The 15,830-nt window shown below is 72.6% G+C and carries 7 protein-coding genes and 8 pseudogenes; 8 read left to right on the plus strand and 7 right to left on the minus strand.

Features of this window, described 5'->3' with window-relative positions:
- Window positions 1–235 precede the first annotated feature (235 nt).
- Window positions 236–1,579 carry an XdhC/CoxI family protein gene (locus tag FF86_RS01325; protein ID WP_095211939.1) on the minus strand — a complete coding sequence of 448 codons (1,344 nt, stop codon included), beginning with the start codon at window positions 1,577–1,579 and terminating at the stop codon, window positions 236–238.
- A 567-nt stretch (window positions 1,580–2,146) separates the two neighbouring features.
- On the opposite strand from FF86_RS01325, the pseudogene FF86_RS01330 reads away from it, so the two are divergent.
- The 3 genes and pseudogenes from FF86_RS01330 to FF86_RS37790 all read left to right on the plus strand — a co-directional run.
- Window positions 2,147–2,848 (plus strand): annotated as a pseudogene (locus FF86_RS01330) (crotonase/enoyl-CoA hydratase family protein); the annotation flags it as partial.
- Between the two features lie 573 nt (window positions 2,849–3,421).
- A partial coding sequence (locus FF86_RS37785) for an ABC transporter substrate-binding protein (RefSeq protein WP_242417950.1) occupies window positions 3,422–4,022 on the plus strand: 601 nt, incomplete at its 3' end.
- Between the two features lies 1 nt (window position 4,023).
- A pseudogene (locus FF86_RS37790) lies at window positions 4,024–4,636 on the plus strand (ABC transporter substrate-binding protein); the annotation flags it as partial.
- Between the two features lie 90 nt (window positions 4,637–4,726).
- Here FF86_RS37790 and FF86_RS37795 read toward each other — a convergent pair.
- Window positions 4,727–5,531: hypothetical protein (locus FF86_RS37795; protein ID WP_242417951.1), on the minus strand; the 805-nt coding region annotated here is incomplete at its 5' end.
- A 359-nt stretch (window positions 5,532–5,890) separates the two neighbouring features.
- Between FF86_RS37795 and FF86_RS37800 the strand changes: the two genes are divergently transcribed.
- Both FF86_RS37800 and FF86_RS61675 read left to right on the plus strand, forming a co-directional pair.
- On the plus strand, window positions 5,891–6,433 hold a 543-nt coding region (locus FF86_RS37800), incomplete at its 3' end, for a sulfotransferase (RefSeq protein WP_242417952.1).
- 1 nt (window position 6,434) lies between these two features.
- A pseudogene (locus FF86_RS61675) lies at window positions 6,435–6,826 on the plus strand (sulfotransferase); the annotation flags it as partial.
- Window positions 6,827–6,928: 102 nt separating this feature from the next.
- Here the strand turns inward: FF86_RS61675 and FF86_RS01350 are convergent.
- The gene (locus FF86_RS01350; RefSeq protein WP_044883107.1) at window positions 6,929–7,321 is read right to left on the minus strand and encodes a DUF2237 family protein; all 393 of its coding nucleotides are present in this window, start codon (window positions 7,319–7,321) and stop codon (window positions 6,929–6,931) included.
- 1,711 nt (window positions 7,322–9,032) lie between these two features.
- On the opposite strand from FF86_RS01350, the pseudogene FF86_RS01360 reads away from it, so the two are divergent.
- Window positions 9,033–9,146: pseudogene (locus tag FF86_RS01360) on the plus strand (transposase); the annotation flags it as partial.
- Between the two features lie 241 nt (window positions 9,147–9,387).
- On the opposite strand, the gene FF86_RS01365 reads toward FF86_RS01360, so the two are convergent.
- The gene (locus FF86_RS01365; RefSeq protein WP_242417953.1) at window positions 9,388–11,787 is read right to left on the minus strand and encodes an AAA family ATPase; all 2,400 of its coding nucleotides are present in this window, start codon (window positions 11,785–11,787) and stop codon (window positions 9,388–9,390) included.
- A gap of 284 nt (window positions 11,788–12,071) precedes the next feature.
- Here FF86_RS01365 and FF86_RS37805 point away from each other — a divergent pair.
- Together FF86_RS37805 and FF86_RS61680 are read left to right on the plus strand one after the other, a co-directional pair.
- Window positions 12,072–12,364 (plus strand): annotated as a pseudogene (locus tag FF86_RS37805) (acetoacetate decarboxylase); the annotation flags it as partial.
- Window position 12,365: 1 nt separating this feature from the next.
- A pseudogene (locus FF86_RS61680) lies at window positions 12,366–12,832 on the plus strand (acetoacetate decarboxylase); the annotation flags it as partial.
- A 107-nt stretch (window positions 12,833–12,939) separates the two neighbouring features.
- On the opposite strand, the gene FF86_RS01375 reads toward FF86_RS61680, so the two are convergent.
- The 3 genes and pseudogenes from FF86_RS01375 to FF86_RS37815 all read right to left on the minus strand — a co-directional run.
- On the minus strand, window positions 12,940–13,761 hold the full coding sequence (locus FF86_RS01375; RefSeq protein WP_082121580.1) for a TetR/AcrR family transcriptional regulator: 822 nt from the start codon (window positions 13,759–13,761) through the stop codon (window positions 12,940–12,942).
- Window positions 13,762–13,772: 11 nt separating this feature from the next.
- Window positions 13,773–14,671: pseudogene (locus FF86_RS37810) on the minus strand (amino acid transporter); the annotation flags it as partial.
- A 1-nt stretch (window position 14,672) separates the two neighbouring features.
- A pseudogene (locus tag FF86_RS37815) lies at window positions 14,673–15,740 on the minus strand (amino acid transporter); the annotation flags it as partial.
- Window positions 15,741–15,830 lie beyond the last annotated feature (90 nt).

A 15,830-nucleotide genomic window follows, 5' to 3' on the forward strand; every position in this document is an offset into this window, starting at 1 on the left:
CCGTCAGCCCGTCAGCCCGTCAGCCCGTCAGCCGAGTGTCGGCCATATTGAGGCCACATCATGCCGAGGCCTGTGTACGGTTTTTCGGCTAAAAACCGTACCTACCCCTCGGCACGATTCTGTGCATAGACGATCACAGAACGATACAAGGCAGGTGGTACGGCCAGCGAGCGCCCGAGCCTCGAGGCCACCAGGCACCCGAGCTCCGATCAGGCCCCACGGCCACGGCCCTCACTCAGCCGTCCGGTCTGGCCGGGGCGCTCGGTGCGTCCGCCGGATTCGGCGCGACCGGGTCCGCCGACGGCTCGGACGGCCCAGCCTGCTCGGACGGCCCAGCCTGCTCGGACGGCCCAGCCTGCTCGGACGGCCCAGCCTGCTCGGACGGCCCAGCCTGCTCGGACGGCCCAGCCTGCTCGGACGGCCCAGCCTGCTCGGACGGCTTGGACGGCTCGCCGGGGTCGGCGTGGATGCGACCGCGGGTGGCCCGCAGCGGGCGGCCGCTGCCACCCCAGCGACTCTGGATGATCTCCGCGGCGATCGAGACGGCCGTCTCCTCGGGCGTGCGCGAGCCCAGGTCCAGGCCGATCGGGGAGTGCAGCCGCGCGAGGTCGTCCTCGGCGACGCCGCTGGCACGCAGCCGACGCAGCCGGTCGGCGTGGGTGCGCCGCGACCCCATCGCGCCGACGTAGTGCGCCGGGGAGCGCAGCGCGGCGCGCAGCACCGGGATGTCGAACTTGGGATCGTGGGTGAGCACGCAGATCACCGTGCGAGCGTCGACCGCCGCACGGTCGAGGAAGGCCACCGGGCGTTCGCAGACGACCTCGTCGGCGTCGGGGAAGCGCCGCGCGGTGGCGAACACCGGCCGGGCGTCACACACCGTCACCCGGTAGCCGAGAAAGCGGCCCAACCGCACCACCGCGGCGGCGTAGTCGATCGCGCCGAAGACCAGCATCCGCGGCGGTGGGGCGAACGACTGGACGAACACGCCGATCGCGTCCGGCCGCCGCTGCCCCTGCGGCCCGTAACGGCGCAGCCCGCTGCGACCGGCCGCCAGCAGCCCGCGGGCATCGTCCACCGCGGCGACGTCGAGACCGGCGACCCCGGACGAACCCACGGTGCGATCGGGCCACACCGCCACCTGCCCACCCAACCTGCCTCCCCCGACGACGGTCAGCAGCGCCACCGCGTCGTCGGCGGCCAGCGCGGCGAGGACCGCGTCGAGCACGCCGCCCGCGCCCCGCGCGCCCGTGCCCGCGGACGGCCCGCGGGCCGGGTACGGGACGATGATCAGGTCAATGGTCCCGCCGCAGGTCAGGCCGACGGCGAAGGCGTCGTCGTCGGAGATGCCGTAGCTCTCCAGGACGGGCACGCCGGTGCGGATCGCCTCGGCCGCGGCCTCGTAGACCGCACCCTCGACGCAGCCGCCGGACACGCTGCCGACGACCTCCCCGCCGGCGGCGACGGCCATGGCGGCGCCGGGCTGGCGGGGCGCGCTGCCCTGCACCCCGACGACGGTCGCCACCGCGAACGCGCCGCCCTCGGCCCGCCATCGCCGCAGCGCGTCGGCGATCTCGCGCACCGGCGCCGCCCCTCTCCGCCGACGTTCCCTCTCTGCCGACGTCCCATCCCCGCCGACATCCCATCCTCGCCGACATCCCATCCTCGCCGACATCCCATCCTCGCCGACATCCCATCTTCGCCGACGTCCGATCCCCGCGGGCGGGGCGCCCCGTTCACGGGACTGGAACCGTCGCCACCCTCCAGCAACTCGGCGGGCCACCGCCGACGGGCCGCCGACCGGCGAGGATCACGGAGGACACCTGGCGGTACCCGGACCCGGCACAGACCCACGACCCGGCGCAGACCCACGACCCGGCGCAGACCCACGACCCGGCGCTGCTCGATCCGGCGGGACGGATTCGGGCGAGGGCGGTGGCGTGGGCGAGAACTCTCCTCTGCGGCGCGCTAGCGGTAGCGTTCGGCCACCGGGTATTGCGCGAAAACAGCCACGTCCGCGACGAGATCACCCGTATGCNGCGGCGCGGGCGCGCGTGGCTTACTGTCCGTCAACAAGGGAGCACGTATGTCCGACGAAGTTCTGGTCGAACACGCCGACGGGGTCACCGTCATCACGATCAACCGCCCNCAGGCGCGCAACGCCGTGAACAGCGCCGTGTCCGTGGGGGTCGCCGCCGCCCTCGACGAGTTCGAGGCCCGCAAGGACCTGACCGTGGCGATCATCACGGGCGCGGGCGGCACGTTCTGCTCGGGGATGGACCTCAAGGCGTTCCTGCGGGGCGAGAACGTCGTCGTCGAGGGCCGGGGCCTGGCCGGTATCACGCTGTCGCCGCCGCGTAAGCCGATCATCGCCGCCGTCGAGGGCTACGCCCTGGCCGGTGGGTGCGAGGTCGTGCTGGCCTGCGACCTCGTCGTCGCCGCCGAGAACGCCGCCTTCGGCATCCCGGAGGTCAAGCGCGGTCTCGTCGCCGGCGCCGGCGGCCTGCTGCGCCTGCCCAAGCGCATCCCCTACCAGGTCGCCCTGGAACTGGCGCTGACCGGAGACCAGCTCTCCGCCCCCGACGCCCACCGCTACGGCCTGGTCAACGTGCTGACCCCGGCCGGCGAGGCGCTGGCCGGCGCCCGGGCGCTCGCCGCCCGGATCGCGGCGAACGGCCCGCTGGCCGTCGCCGCCACCAAGGAGATCGTCGCCTCGGCGTCGGCCTGGCCGGCCGACGAGGCGTTCGACCGCCAGGCAAAGATCATGGAGCCGGTGTTCGCCTCCGCGGACGCCAAGGAGGGCGCGTTGGCGTTCGCCGAGAAGCGGGCGCCGGTCTGGCGCGGCGAGTGACCCTCGCCCGGCGAGGGGACTGACGGCACGCGGCGGCCGCGGGCGGACACTTCCTCACCCCGCGCGCGGTCGCCGCGCGCCGCGACGCGGCCGCCGCGCGCCGCGACGCGGCCGCCGCGCGCGGGCGCGCGGCCGACCCCGATTCTGGCCGTCCCTGATCTGATGCGGCCGCTGCGCGCGCGGGTAGTTTGGCCGGCCGGCGAGCCGGGCGGGCGGCCTGACGGCGAGCCGGGCCGGCGGAGGGCTGCCCAGTGTCACCACAGCGGCGGTGAGCGTGCCCGCCGGCGGGACGCTGGGCCCGCCGCACCTTACGCGCAGTTGCCGGCCGACACCCAGGCCCACCAGGCATAAGACCATAAAAGTGGGCTCGGTATTGTGCTCGGGTGTGGACATTTTACGGTAATGTCCGCGCCTCGGGCACGTGCCTGTTGTCACAGGCGGTGAACATCGCAGTCGTGGTTCCGGCCAGGCGCACCCTGCTGCCGACGAGATCGGAGTCCGCATGCACCGTTCGCTGATCGTCGCCCGTCATCGTCGATCGTCCACCGTCAGCCACCGAGGGGTTCGCCGCTTATGCGCCGCCACGTCCAGTTACGTCTCGCGACCGTCGCGCTCACCCTGACCGCGGCCACTGCCACGGGTTGCGCCAGCGGCGCGGCGGGCGCCGCCGGCGACTGCGACGCACCCGGGGTGACCAAGAACGCGATCCACATCGGCGTCGTCTACCCGGACACCGGCGCGGTGTCGGGGCCGTTGCAGGCGGCCCGCGCCGGCATCGACGCCCGGCTCGGCGCGATCAACGCCAAGGGCGGCGTCAACGGCCGGAAGATCTTCTACGACTGGCGGGACGACCAGGGCACGCCGGCGGCCAACGCGATCGCCGCGCGTGACCTCATCGAGCACCAGCAGGTCTTCGGCCTCATCGAGTCCACGATCGCGGCCAGCGGCAGCGCCCAGTACCTCAACGACCAGAGCGTCCCCGTCACGGGGCTGGCCGCCGAGGGCATCTGGTCGAAGTACCGCAACATGTTCTCGTTCTCCTACACCACCGGCGCCCCCGTGGACACCTACGGCACGTTCGTGAAGTCCCGCGGGGGCAGCCGGTCGGTGCTGCTGCAGACCGCGCTGTCCGGCGGCGTCTCCGACGTGGGCACCAAGCTCGTCCAGAGCATGANGGCGGCCGGCGTCAGCGACGGCGGGACCGTCAGCTACACCCCCGGCGCGGACAACCCGGCGGCGGTCGCCCAGCGCGTCGTCGACAGCGGCGCCGACACGCTGCTCGCCATCACCGACACCGACGCCCTCGTCCAGGTTCTCGCGCAGCTGCGCGCCGCCGGGCACGCACCCAAGGTCGTCATGGCCGTCAACGGGTACGACGCCGGGCTGCTCAAGCGGTACGGCGCCGGGATGGCGGGGGTGACGGTGCCGCTGTTCTACCGCCCGTTCGAGTCCGGTGGGCCGGCGATCGCCGCCTACGTCGACGCGATGAACCGCTACGCCCCGCAGATCGACCAGCCGCAGCAGGACATCCCGCTGATGTCCTACATCCAGACGGACATGTTCGTCCGCGGGCTGGAGGAGGCCGGCGACTGCCCGACCCGGCAGGGCTTCATCGACGGGCTGCGCGCGGTGACGAACTACGACGCCGAGGGCCTCATCCAGCCCATCGACATCGCCCACGGCCAGGGCCGCCAGACCACCTGCTACGCCTTCGTGCAGGTCAACGATGCCGGCACCGCGTTCGACGTCGTCAAGGAGCAGCTCTGCGGCAAGGAGATCACCTCCTGAGCCGGCCCTGATCCGCGTCCCCGGGGGTGGAGGCGACCGCGTCCGCCCCCGGGGACGACCGGCACCCGGCGACGCGTGACGAGCCGCGGCTCAGGGCGCCGGGTGCAGCTCCGTGCGCAGCTCGTGGCTGCCGTCGGGCAGGGCGGCCTCGTAGTACAACCGGTGGGCGCCGTCGGGCAGGGGCACGACGCTGACGTAGCGCAGCGCGCCGTCGCCGTCCGGGGAGAAGGCGACCGGCTCGGTGCCGACGGCGTGGAAGCGGTCGGGGGTGATGCCGACGGCGAGGCCGGTGTGCTCGGCCCAGTTCTGCGCGGCGCTGGCCCGCCCGTCGTAGTAGGCCACCGGCTGGGTGCCGCCGGTGAGCACGGAGGTGATCCGCACGCCGCGGGCGTCCCAGTGGCCCGGGCGGGGGGCGAGCGCCGTCCCGGTCCAGGTCCAGTGGACGCCGTCGGGGCTGGTGGCGTGCCGGCTGTCCATCCGGTCGGTGGCGGCCGGGTCGTCGAGCAGGTGGCAGGACGCCCACAGCTGCCACCGCCCGTCGAGTAGGGCGACGACCGGGTCCTTCACGGCGAGGGTCGCCGGGTCGCCGGGCAGCACGGTGCGCCGCCGATGCGGGTCGAAGGCGGCCGGGGAGTCGGCCTCGAGCAGGTCCACCCACCAGTGCGGGCTGCCCGGGGCGGCGCAGCTGACGTAGAGCCGCCACGACCCCTGCGGGGTCACCGCCAGTGCGGGCCGCTCCAGGCTCTCCGCGCCAAACGGGTCCCGGGGGATGCCGGCGATCTGCGTGAACGTCTCCCCGTCGGTGGAGCGGGCGATGACCAGTCCGAAGCCGCGGCCGGCACCGACCGGGCGGCGCAGCCGGTAGGCCAGGTAGAACACGCCGTCGGCCAGCACGNCGCAGGGCGCGCCGGCCCAGAAGCCGGGGCCGTGCCCGGGGGCGGGCGCCACCGTCGTCGCGGGCTGCCGACCGGGCAGGGGGATGGTCTCGGACGCCGTGTGCTGCTGGCTGATTGCCACCGCGCAACCCTACCGTTCCGCTACACGGGGAGGCTTGCGAAGTGGGCCCCGCCAGGGCCGTTACGCGGTTAGCATCCTGATTTCACCGGTCGGGTTACTCGGCTATGCCAGTGGGGATGGCCTCTCGCGGCTGGCCTTTCGACCGGCGCCGCCGGGTGCCCGCGGATCGGTTGACGCCGATCCCTGTCCGTGCGGATCGGCCGCGGCCGATCCCCCGTCCGTCAGGAGCGACCGCCGATGGCCCTGCCCGACTTCCTCGTCCTCGGCGTGCCCAAGGCCGGCACGACCGCGCTGCACGCCGCGCTGTCGCGCCATCCCGGGCTGTTCCTGCCGCAGGTCAAGGAGCCGAAGTTCTTCCTGTCCGAGGGCCCGCCGCCGGCCCGCGGCGGGCCCGGCGACGCCCAGACCTACCAGGAGCACGTGTGGCGCCGCCGCGACTACGAGGCGCTGTTCGCCCCCGCGCCGGCAGGGACGCTCACCGGCGAGGCCACCCCGTTCTATCTGTACGACCTCGACGCGCAGAACCGGATCCGCCGCCTGCTGCCAAAGGTGCGGATCATCGTGCTGCTGCGTAATCCGGTCGACCGCGCCCACTCCAACTGGACGCATCTGTGGGCCGCCGGGTTGGAGAGCGAACGGGACTTCGTCCGCGCCTGTGCGCTGGAGGAGCAGCGCCGCGACGCCGGCTGGGCGCAGTTCTGGCACTATGTGTCCCTCGGTCGCTACGGCGAGCAGCTCGCCCACCTGTTCGGCCTGTTCTCCCGCGACCAGGTGCTGCTGNTGCGCTACCGGGACCTGCGCGACTCCCCCGCCGCCACACTGGACCGCGTCTGCGAGTTCCTCGGCGTCGAGACCGGCCTCGTCGGCCTCGTGCCGTCGGAGAACGTCACCCCGTTCGTCGCCGACACCCCGGTGAACACGGCGCTGCGCGCGGTGCTGCGGACCGGCGGCCGCGTCGGCCACCACTTCCCCGTGCCGGTGCGCCGCGTGGTGCGCGACCCGCTGCTGTCCGCGCTGCAACGCCAGAAGGGCGGCCGGCCGAAACTGACCCCGGAGCAGCGCCGCGCGGTGCTGCCCTACTTCGTCGACGACATCGCCCGGCTGGAGGAGCTCACCGGGCTGGTCTACCGCGACTGGCTCACCGTCGGCCTCGAACCCGAGGTGATCGACTGACCGGACCGCGCAGGGGCCAGCCCCGCGAACGCGGAGTCGGCCCCGCGCACCCGGGATCGGCCCGGCGAACGGGGATCGGGGATCGGCCCGGCGAAGCCGGGATCAGCTCAGCGAACGCGGGTCCGCGGGGACGTCGACGGCGTGGGCGCGCAGTGCCTCCAGGGGGATGACCTCCAGCGCCCGCTCGTGGGTGGAGGCGAGCACGACCGGAGCGGCGGCCCCGGCGTCGTAGGCCTGCAGCCAGCGGACGGCGACGACGCACCACCGGTCCCCGGGGCGCAGGCCGGGGAAGGAGTACTCCGGCCGGGGCGTCGACAGGTCGTTGCCGACCTGCCGTTGATGACGCAGGAAGTCGGCCGTCACCACCGCGCACACGGTGTGGCTCCCAAGATCCTCCGGACCGGTGCTGCAGCACCCGTCGCGGTAGAACCCGGTCACCGGATCGGTGCCGCACGGTTCGAGCTCGCCACCGAGAACGTTGCGCTCCTCTGCCACCCGCCCATTTTCTCCTACCCGCGCCGCGGCCACACGGTGTCCCGCCAGATCGGGCCAGCCGGGCCCCGGTGACGACCGGCAGGTCCGCCCGAACGGGGGGCCGCGCTGGCCGCAGGCCGACGGCCGACGGCCGACAGCCGCAGGCCGGCGGCCGGCGGCCCCTGTCCCACCTCGTCCTGGCAGGCAGAGCTACGGACGGCCGGCGATGTTGTTTGACCAGACCGCTATGTGTCCCGGCGCGTAGGCGACCAGATTGCGGTCGTCCTGAAGACTCAGAACAGTGTCCCGTCGACCTGTTCCCGTCGACCAGACGGCGCGGTTACCGGGAGCGACGACCACGAAGTTCCCGTCGTCCTGCGCCAGCAGGATGGCCTCGGGCGTACCTGTCCCGCTCGCCCACACCGCACGACCACCTGGAATGTACTCGACCAGATTGCCGTCGGCCTGCATGGAGAGATAGTTGAGGCCATTGGGGGAAAAGATCTTGTCCCCCGGTGCCAGCCGATTTCCGTGGACGAGATCGGTCGTCCGGTAGTTTCCCCAGTAGCCGGCGTCGTCTGTTTCGTAGTCCACGTTGAGGGCGATGCGCGGCGCAGTGCCGAGCTCGCTCTTCATGGCATGGGACTCGTCGCCGAAGACGCACCACGCCGGATCACTGCCACCATGCGAGACGCATGATGCCTGCTCTTTCGGGCTCGTCTTCTTTGCCCAATGCCCCCGCTGGAAGTTCAGGTAGATCTCGGAGTAGTCCTTGGTCGGTCCCACCTCGATCAGATGGATCTTCGTGAAGTAGTCCACGTTGGACTTGAGATCAGCGGCATTCGAGGTGCCGACCGTCAGTACACGAGGGTTTCCGTCGAACGCCTCGGTGTCGAGATAGGCGTGCGGTAGATTTGAATCCCAGCCACGATACCCCCCGGCCTTGTTGAGGCCGCCATACGCCTCGACGTCAACCTCCAACGCACTGGATCCGGTGCATGCGAGGGCGGAGATATCACTGTCGGAGAATCGGAAGTCGACGGTCACCAGGTACTCATGTGATCCGCTCGAACCTGATTTCAGATAGGTCTGTCGAACCTTCCCTCCACCCGGGTGCCAGTTTCCGCACTTTCCGGCCNCCATCGCGACTCCAGGAAAAACCATTAACGTTGCGAACAGGACGGCCAGAAACGCGACCGAGGAGTATCTNTTCATCTGTCCCCCGTATTCGATTCGCGCTCCCCAGGGATGCGCATCGCCGGCCGAAAATATGTGCGGACCTAGTCCCGATACAAGAGATTGGGCCGCAGTGGTTAGCAGGTAGCACGATTTGCCGCAAACGTCCGGCCACGGTTTTTCCCTCGATGAGCGCCGAACCGGCCTTCGGCAACAGCGCGTGGCCATGGCCGCGATGCCGTCCCGCCGGCTCGACCACCGATGGCTGGAGACGAGGCGAGTTCCTACGATGACGCGATCGGCGCCCAGGGGTCTGGGAGCGCCATGGCCGCCGAGCCGTTCGATTTCGGTGCGCTGCCGGGTGTCACCGCGCCGGTGGCTTCGCCTGCCGGGTTGGTGGCGAGGCCCATCGGCCAAGTGCCGGCCTCCGCCATCCCCGGCCGACCTGCGGAGAGAGGTCGACCTGTGTCATGCGCGATCAGCTGCTTGAGGCGGTTCCCGTTCTTCGGACAGTGATCCCGGTGTGGGCTCATTGATCCCTTGACGGAGGAGATCAATGACCCGGTCGCGGAGGCGGTTCACGCCCGAGAACAAGGACGAGGCCGTGAAACTCGTCATCGATTCGGGTCGACCGGTATCGGCGATCGCGAAAGATCTCGACATCAACGAGTGTGCAATGACGTGCCGTGACGGCAGTTGCCCACTGGCCTGTATCCGGGGTGACTTGCTGACAGCGGCTGCGACATGGGCTGGCGGGGTCTGGCGACACCTGCCCGAGCGGCAGCTGGCCGAGCGGCAGCTGGCCGAGCGGCAGCTGGCCGAAATCTCGATCATCGCGTGACGCGGAGCGCCGCACGGCAACCACTTTGCGTCGCTGCAAAGAGGTCGCGGGGTCAGCCGGCCTCACCTGCTCATTCGTCGGCCACCAGCGTCTGGTCACTCCGGGGTAGGCACGCCTCGCGGATGACCGGCGCAATGGGGTCGCGATCTGCCACTGGCAGCCTGATGGGAACGTGGGTGCGCAGGGCCGCGGGTAGCGGGTCGGCGTGGACGACGGTGAGGTCGCTGACGGCTCGGGTGAGCACGACGTACAGGCGGCGAAGGCCCAGGCGGGGATGGGGTTCGCCGGCGACGATCGCCGCCGGTTCCACGGCGATCACCTGGTCGAACTCCAGGCCCTTCGCCAGGGAGGCGGGCACGAGGCAGGCCCGCGACGGCGTCCCGTCGACGCCGAGCACGTCGACGGGCAGGTCGGCGGCGCGCAGGGCTTCGGCGAGGGCGGGGAGGTCGGCGTCGGCGGCGATGACCGCGAACGAGCCGCTGGCGGTCCGGACGCGGGCGACCTGGGCGGTGACGGTGGCGGCCACGTCCGCGGTGGGCAGCAGCGTCAGGGCGCCGGGGGTGGTGCGGGCCGAGGTGGGCGTGGTCAGTTCGGCGGCGATGTGGGGTAGCAGGCGGCCGGCGAAGCCGAGGATCTCCGCGGGGACCCGGTAACCGCGGGTGAGGACCTCCAGGTGGGCGTCGGGCCGGCCGAGGTGGGTCAGCTGGGCCGCCCAGGAGGTGGCCGCCCACGGGGTGGTGCCCTGGGCGAGGTCCCCGAGGACGGTCAGGGAGCCGTCGGCACAGCGTCGCGCCAGGGCCCGGCACTGTAGCGGGGAGAGGTCCTGCGCCTCGTCGACGATCACATGGCCGAAGCCGGGAGTGCCCTCGATGAGGTCGCGGGCCTCGTCGATGCAGAACACGTCGGCGGGTGACCAGCGGGCCGTGCGGGCGCCGCCGGGTGGTGCGGCGGCGAGCAGCGTCGCCTGCTCGTCGGCGTCGAGGACGCCGTCTGCGGCGCGGGCGAGCAGGGGCGGGTCGGTGAGCAGGCGGCGGACCAGGGTGGCCGCGTCCACCTTCGGCCAGGCGGCCTCGACGGCGCCCTGGACCGTCCGGCTGCGGGCGAGGGTGCGGACCGCGCCGTCGGTGAGGTAGTGCCCGCTCGCCTCGGCGCGCACGCGGACGGCGTTCACCAGTCGGCCGGCGAGCCGTTCGCGTCCGGTGGCGTAGCGGAAGGTGCCGGCGGCCAGGCCGGCGGCGGCGTCGGCGAACAGGCCGGCGACCTCCTCCTCCCCGACGGTCCACCGGCCGGTCCTGGTCACGACGGCGACTGGCCCGGTCGGGGGGTGCAGCCCGTCGTGCAGGGCGCGGCGCAGCACCGTCGCCATCCGGGCGTCGCCCTTGAGGGTGGCCGCGTCGAGCGTGTCCGCGCCGGCGACGGTGACGTCGTCGACGAGGTCCGCCAGCGTGCTGTGGCGGACGGTGAACTCGCCGAGCGCCGGCAGGACGGCGGCGATGTAGCCGAGGAACGCCCGGTTCGGCCCGACGACGAGCACCCCGGCCCGCGCGAGCCGCTCCCGATGGGCGAACAGCAGGTAGGCGGCCCGGTGCAGACCGACGGCGGTCTTGCCCGTCCCGGGCGCCCCTTGGACGCACAGGCTCACCGACAGCTCGGCCCGGACGATCTCGTCCTGCTCGGGCTGGATCGTGGCGACGATGTCACGCATCGGCCCGGACCGCGGCCGCTCGATCTCCCGCTCGAGCAGCCCCCCAGCCGCCACCACCGCCGTCCGCGCCCCGCCCTTGTCGCCATGGTCGCCGCCATCGGCGTCGGGGGTGCCGTCGCCGTAGCCGTCGGGGGCGGCGTCGCCGGTGGAGCGGACGGGGCGGGAGAGGAACTCGTCTTCGAAGGCGGTGAGCTCGGCGCCGTCGTGGCCGAAGCGCCGCCGGCGCAGCACGCCCATCGGGTCGCCGCGATGAGCCCGGTAGAAGGGTCTGGCGACGTCCGTTCTCCAGTCGACGACCAGCGGATCGTCGCCGGCCGCCTCCCGCACATGCCGACGCCCGAGGTAGAACCGCCGGCCCGCGACACCGGGCACCTCGGTCGCTCCCCATCGGCCGGAGGCGTCTGGTTCACCGGATGCGGCGGGTCCGCCGGATGCGGCGGGTCCGCCGGATGCGGCGGGTCCGCCGGATGCGGCGGGTCCGCCGGATCCACCGGTTGCTGCGGGTCCACCGGTTGCTGCGGGTCCACCGTCTGAGTCGGGTGCATAGTCCAAGCGGGCGAAGAACAGCGGTGCGGTCCCGTCACCGTCGGCGAGGCCGGCGATGCGACGCTGCCTGGCGATCCGCAGATAGGCGATCGTCACCTTGTCGTCAACCGGGTCGCCCCCTGCGACCTGGGTGTTCTCGGCCTCGGCCCGCATGCCCGCGAGCGCCGCGTGGCCCCGCCGCAGGTAAGCCCGCTCCCCCGCCAGCTCAGCCTCGCCCACCGGGCCGGTTTCGCCCACCGGGCCGGTTTCGCCTGCCGGGTCGGGTCTCGTCACGACATCAGGCTCTGTCTCGTCATCTAGTCCGACGCCCCGACTTCCAGTCCCCACCACGACCCCTTTCTTAACCCGGTAAAGGATACGTGACGGTCGAAGTACCCTCGGCGGCCGAGCGGACGCCGACCGTGACTCCTGTCCGCGCGCCGGGCCGGTGCCGTGCCGGTGCCTCAGTGCGGCCGACAGGCAAGACTGCGGTGGAGGGGACGGCGGGGCGGGGAGGCACGCGGATGGCGCGAACGGTGCGGGCCGGCACATGGCGCATCCACGACCAGCTGATCGGCCTGCCGGTCACGATCGCGGATGCGCGGGCCGCCATCGCCGTCTACCGGGCCGATCCCGATGCAGCGCGCGGGGTGCTGGCGGGCGCCGGCCTGACGCCGTGGACCGTCGGGGGCCGAGCCATCAGCGTGCTGTTCGTCGTCCACTACGGGCCCTGGGTGCTCGGAAGCTACGACGAGGTGGGGATCGGGGTCGTCGTGCGGGGCCCGCGTCGGCGGCGCGGCGTGCACCTCGTTGACCTNCCGGTGACCGAGTCGTTCACCCGCGACGCCGGCCGGGCGATCTGGTCGCTGCCGAAGTGGCTCATGTCCGCCAAGGTGGATCTCACCGACCGCGCGGCGTCGATCCTGATCGAGACCGCGCCCGAACCATCCACCCCGCCGCGCCCCCTCCCGACTATGCGGAGGGACGAAACGGACACGAAGGCCTCGGGCTCGGGATACGCGGTCAAGCTCGACGGAGACGGCGGCCGGTTCGTCTTGCGGGCCCGGCTGGGGGTGGATGGTGTGCGAGTGCCGTTCCCGGTGCGCGTCCGCATTCCGCTGTGGTGCGTGCTGCCGGACGGCCCGCGGCCGGGGGTCCTGCTGCGCGGGGTGATGCCGCTGCGGCTGGGCGGGATTCGGTTCGGCCGTGGCCGGGCTCAGGTGGAGGTGGGCAATCATCCGATGTCCGAGCGGATGGCCGCCCTCGGGATGACCGACCGCCCCCTNCTGACCGGGACAGCACCCCGACTGCGCGGCAAGCTCGGGGACTTCACCGCCGCCGACATCGTCCATCGCAGTCCACGCCGGGGTCGATGACGGCCTCGCCCGCGGATCAGGCGTAGTCAGGCAGGGCGCGGCTCAGGGCGTCGAAGGCTCTCCGGGTGGCCGTGACCGCCGCCGGATGACGCGCGGCCGCGTTCTCACCGGCGCGCAGCCGCGCCCAGTTCTCCCGGGCAAGGACGCGCTGCACCGCGATGATCTGGGCGGCGGCGAGCGCCGCAGCGAGGTCCCCGGGCGCCGGCACTGCCCCGACGACGTCACCGAACGCCGACGCGGCACCGGGTAGATCATCGGCCGGCAGCGCGACCTCGGCGAGGGCGGCGGCGAGGGCTTGCTCGTCGCCGGCGGTGTACTGGGCGACGCGGCCGAGCAGGCTCGGGGTGGCGAAGACGAGCCCGTGGAAGGCGAGCACCTCGGGGTCGTCGTTGAGGCCGGTGACGGGTTCGCGGCGGTCGAGGCCGGCGAGCAGGTGGGACTCCAGGGCGGCCAGCGGCGTCACGCCGGCCGCCCTGGCGCGTACCACCCGGGCAGCCTCGCCGCGGTGGTCGAGGATGCGGTGCAGGATGAGGTCTTCCTTGGCAGGGAAGTAGGCGAACAGGGTCGGTTTGGACACCCCGGCCGCCGCCGCGATCTCGGCGACGGAGACGGCGTCGAAGCCCCGTTCGAGGAACAGGGTGATCGCCGCCGCGGACAGCGCGTCATGGATGCGCCGCCGGCGCCGCGCTCGCAGCCCCGTCTGCTCGCCCGCGCCCAGCCCGGCCGGCCCAGCGTCGCCCAGCCCGGCCGACCCGCCCGCGCCCGACCCGCCCGCGCCCGGCCCGGCAGGCCCACCCGTGTACGGCCCGGTGGGTTCGTCCGGGCCCGACATCGGCATCGGCCGCGGGGTCAGGCCACGTGGACAAAGGGACGGCGGTCGGGGTCGGGTTCGGCTTCGCGCAGGACCTCGCGGGTGACGGTGGCGACCTCGCCGGCGCCGAAGAACAGGAAACGCAGGAAGTTCACGATCGGGTTGCCCTCGCTCCACTCGAAGTACACGTTCGGTCGCATGCCCGTGGTGTCGCGCAGGTGCAGCAGCAGCGCGGCGATCGCGTTGGGCACGGACGTGCTGGTCAGGCGCAGGATCCGGTAGCCGTGGCGGTCCTCGCCGCAGACGTCGAGCTCGCCTTCGAACTCGGAGGAGTCCGGGATGCTGACCTCGAGGAACAGCAGCGGGACGTCGTCGGGCACGAACAGCTCCTGACGGGCCTTGCGGACCTTGTCGGCGTACTCGGCGGCGTCGCCGGCGTCGAGCTCGTTGGCGACCAGGTGCAGCGAGCCGGCCTCGGCGGACTCGCGCACCCACCGCTCGGCGAGGGGATCCAGGCGCACCCCGGTGACGCGCAGCTCGAACGAGCGCGCGACCCGGGAGGAGAACGACACGACAATGATCGCGATGATGAAGATCGAGCCGATGATGAGCCCGTCGGGCCGTTCGATGATGTTCGCGATGGTCGTGTAGACGAACACGACCGCGATGGCGCCGAACGCGATCGCCAGCCGGCGCCGGCCGCGGCGCAGGGTGGACAGCGTCACCGCGAGCGCCGCCGAGGTGATCAGGACGAGCACGCCGGTGGCGTAGGCGCCGCCCTGCTTGTCGACGCTGGCCCGGAAGACGATCGTGACGACGAAGCCGATGAGCGTGAACACGATGACCAGCGGTCGCACGGCGCGCGCCCAGGTCGGCGCCATCCCGTAGCGGGGCAGGTAGCGCGGGACGAGGTTGAGCAGGCCGGCCATGGCCGAGGNGCCGGCGAACCAGAGGATCAGGATGGTGCTGACGTCGTAGACGGTGCCGAAGGCGGCGCCGAGCTGTTGGTGGGCCAGGTAGGCCAGGGCGCGCCCGTTGGCCGGCCCGCCGGGTTCGAACTCCTTCTCCGGGATGAGCAGCGTCGTGCTCAGGCTGCTGGTGATGAGGAACACCGCCATGATCGCCGCGGCGGTGGTCAGCAGCGTGCGGGCGCCGCGGATGCGGCCGACCGGATTGGCCTCGGTGTCGCCCGGGTCACCGCGGACCAGCGGCATCACCGCGACCCCGGTCTCGAAGCCGGACAGGCCCAGCGCCAGCTTCGGGAAGACGATCAGCGCGAAGCCGACCAGGGCGAGCGGGTCGGGATGTTCGTTGACGAGCAGTGCGTGCCAGTCGCTGAACAGGTGCGGATGGCTCACGATCTTGATCAGCGCGTCGACGATGACGACCGCGTTGAGGCTCAGGTAGATCACGACGAGCACGACGGCGATGCCGACGGCCTCGGTGAACCCGCGTAGGAACACCCCGCCGAGCAGGGCGAGCAGCACGAGGGTGACGGCGACCTGGTGGCCGTGCAGCGCGTGCGGCGCGTACGGGTTCTCCAGGATGTGGGCGGTGGCGTCGGCGCCGGACAGGGTGATCGTGATGAGGAAGTCGGTGCAGGCGAAGCCGAGCAGCACCAGGACGAGGACCTTGCCCTTCCACCAGGACAGCTCCTTCTCCAGCATGGCGATGGAGCCCTCGCCGTGCGGGCTGTCCCGGGCGACCTGCCGGTAGACCGGCAGCGCCCCGGCGAGGGTCACCAGCACCAGCACCGCCGTCGCGATCGGGCTGACCGCCCCGGCGGCGAGCGCGGCGATGCCCGGCTGGTAGCCGAGGGTGGAGAAGTAGTCGACGCCGGTCAGGCACATCACCCGCCACCACGGGTGCAGACGGTGCTCCTCGGCGGGCTGGGCGTGCGGGCCGGAGTGCTGCTGGGCCTGCTCGGCGCCGGCCAGCAGCCACCGCCGCAGCCGCCGCGGGCCGGCCGGGCACCGCGCCGGTTCGGCTTCGGTCGTCGAGGTCACGGAGCAGAACACCTTCCAGCCAAGGGGGGCATGCCGAGCATCCTCCCCCGCGCGCCCGGCCGGCACGCGCCCCCGGCTCGCCCGGGCGCG

It is taken from the genome of Frankia sp. CpI1-P, from assembly GCF_001421075.1.
Lineage (GTDB): Bacteria > Actinomycetota > Actinomycetes > Frankiales > Frankiaceae > Frankia > Frankia torreyi.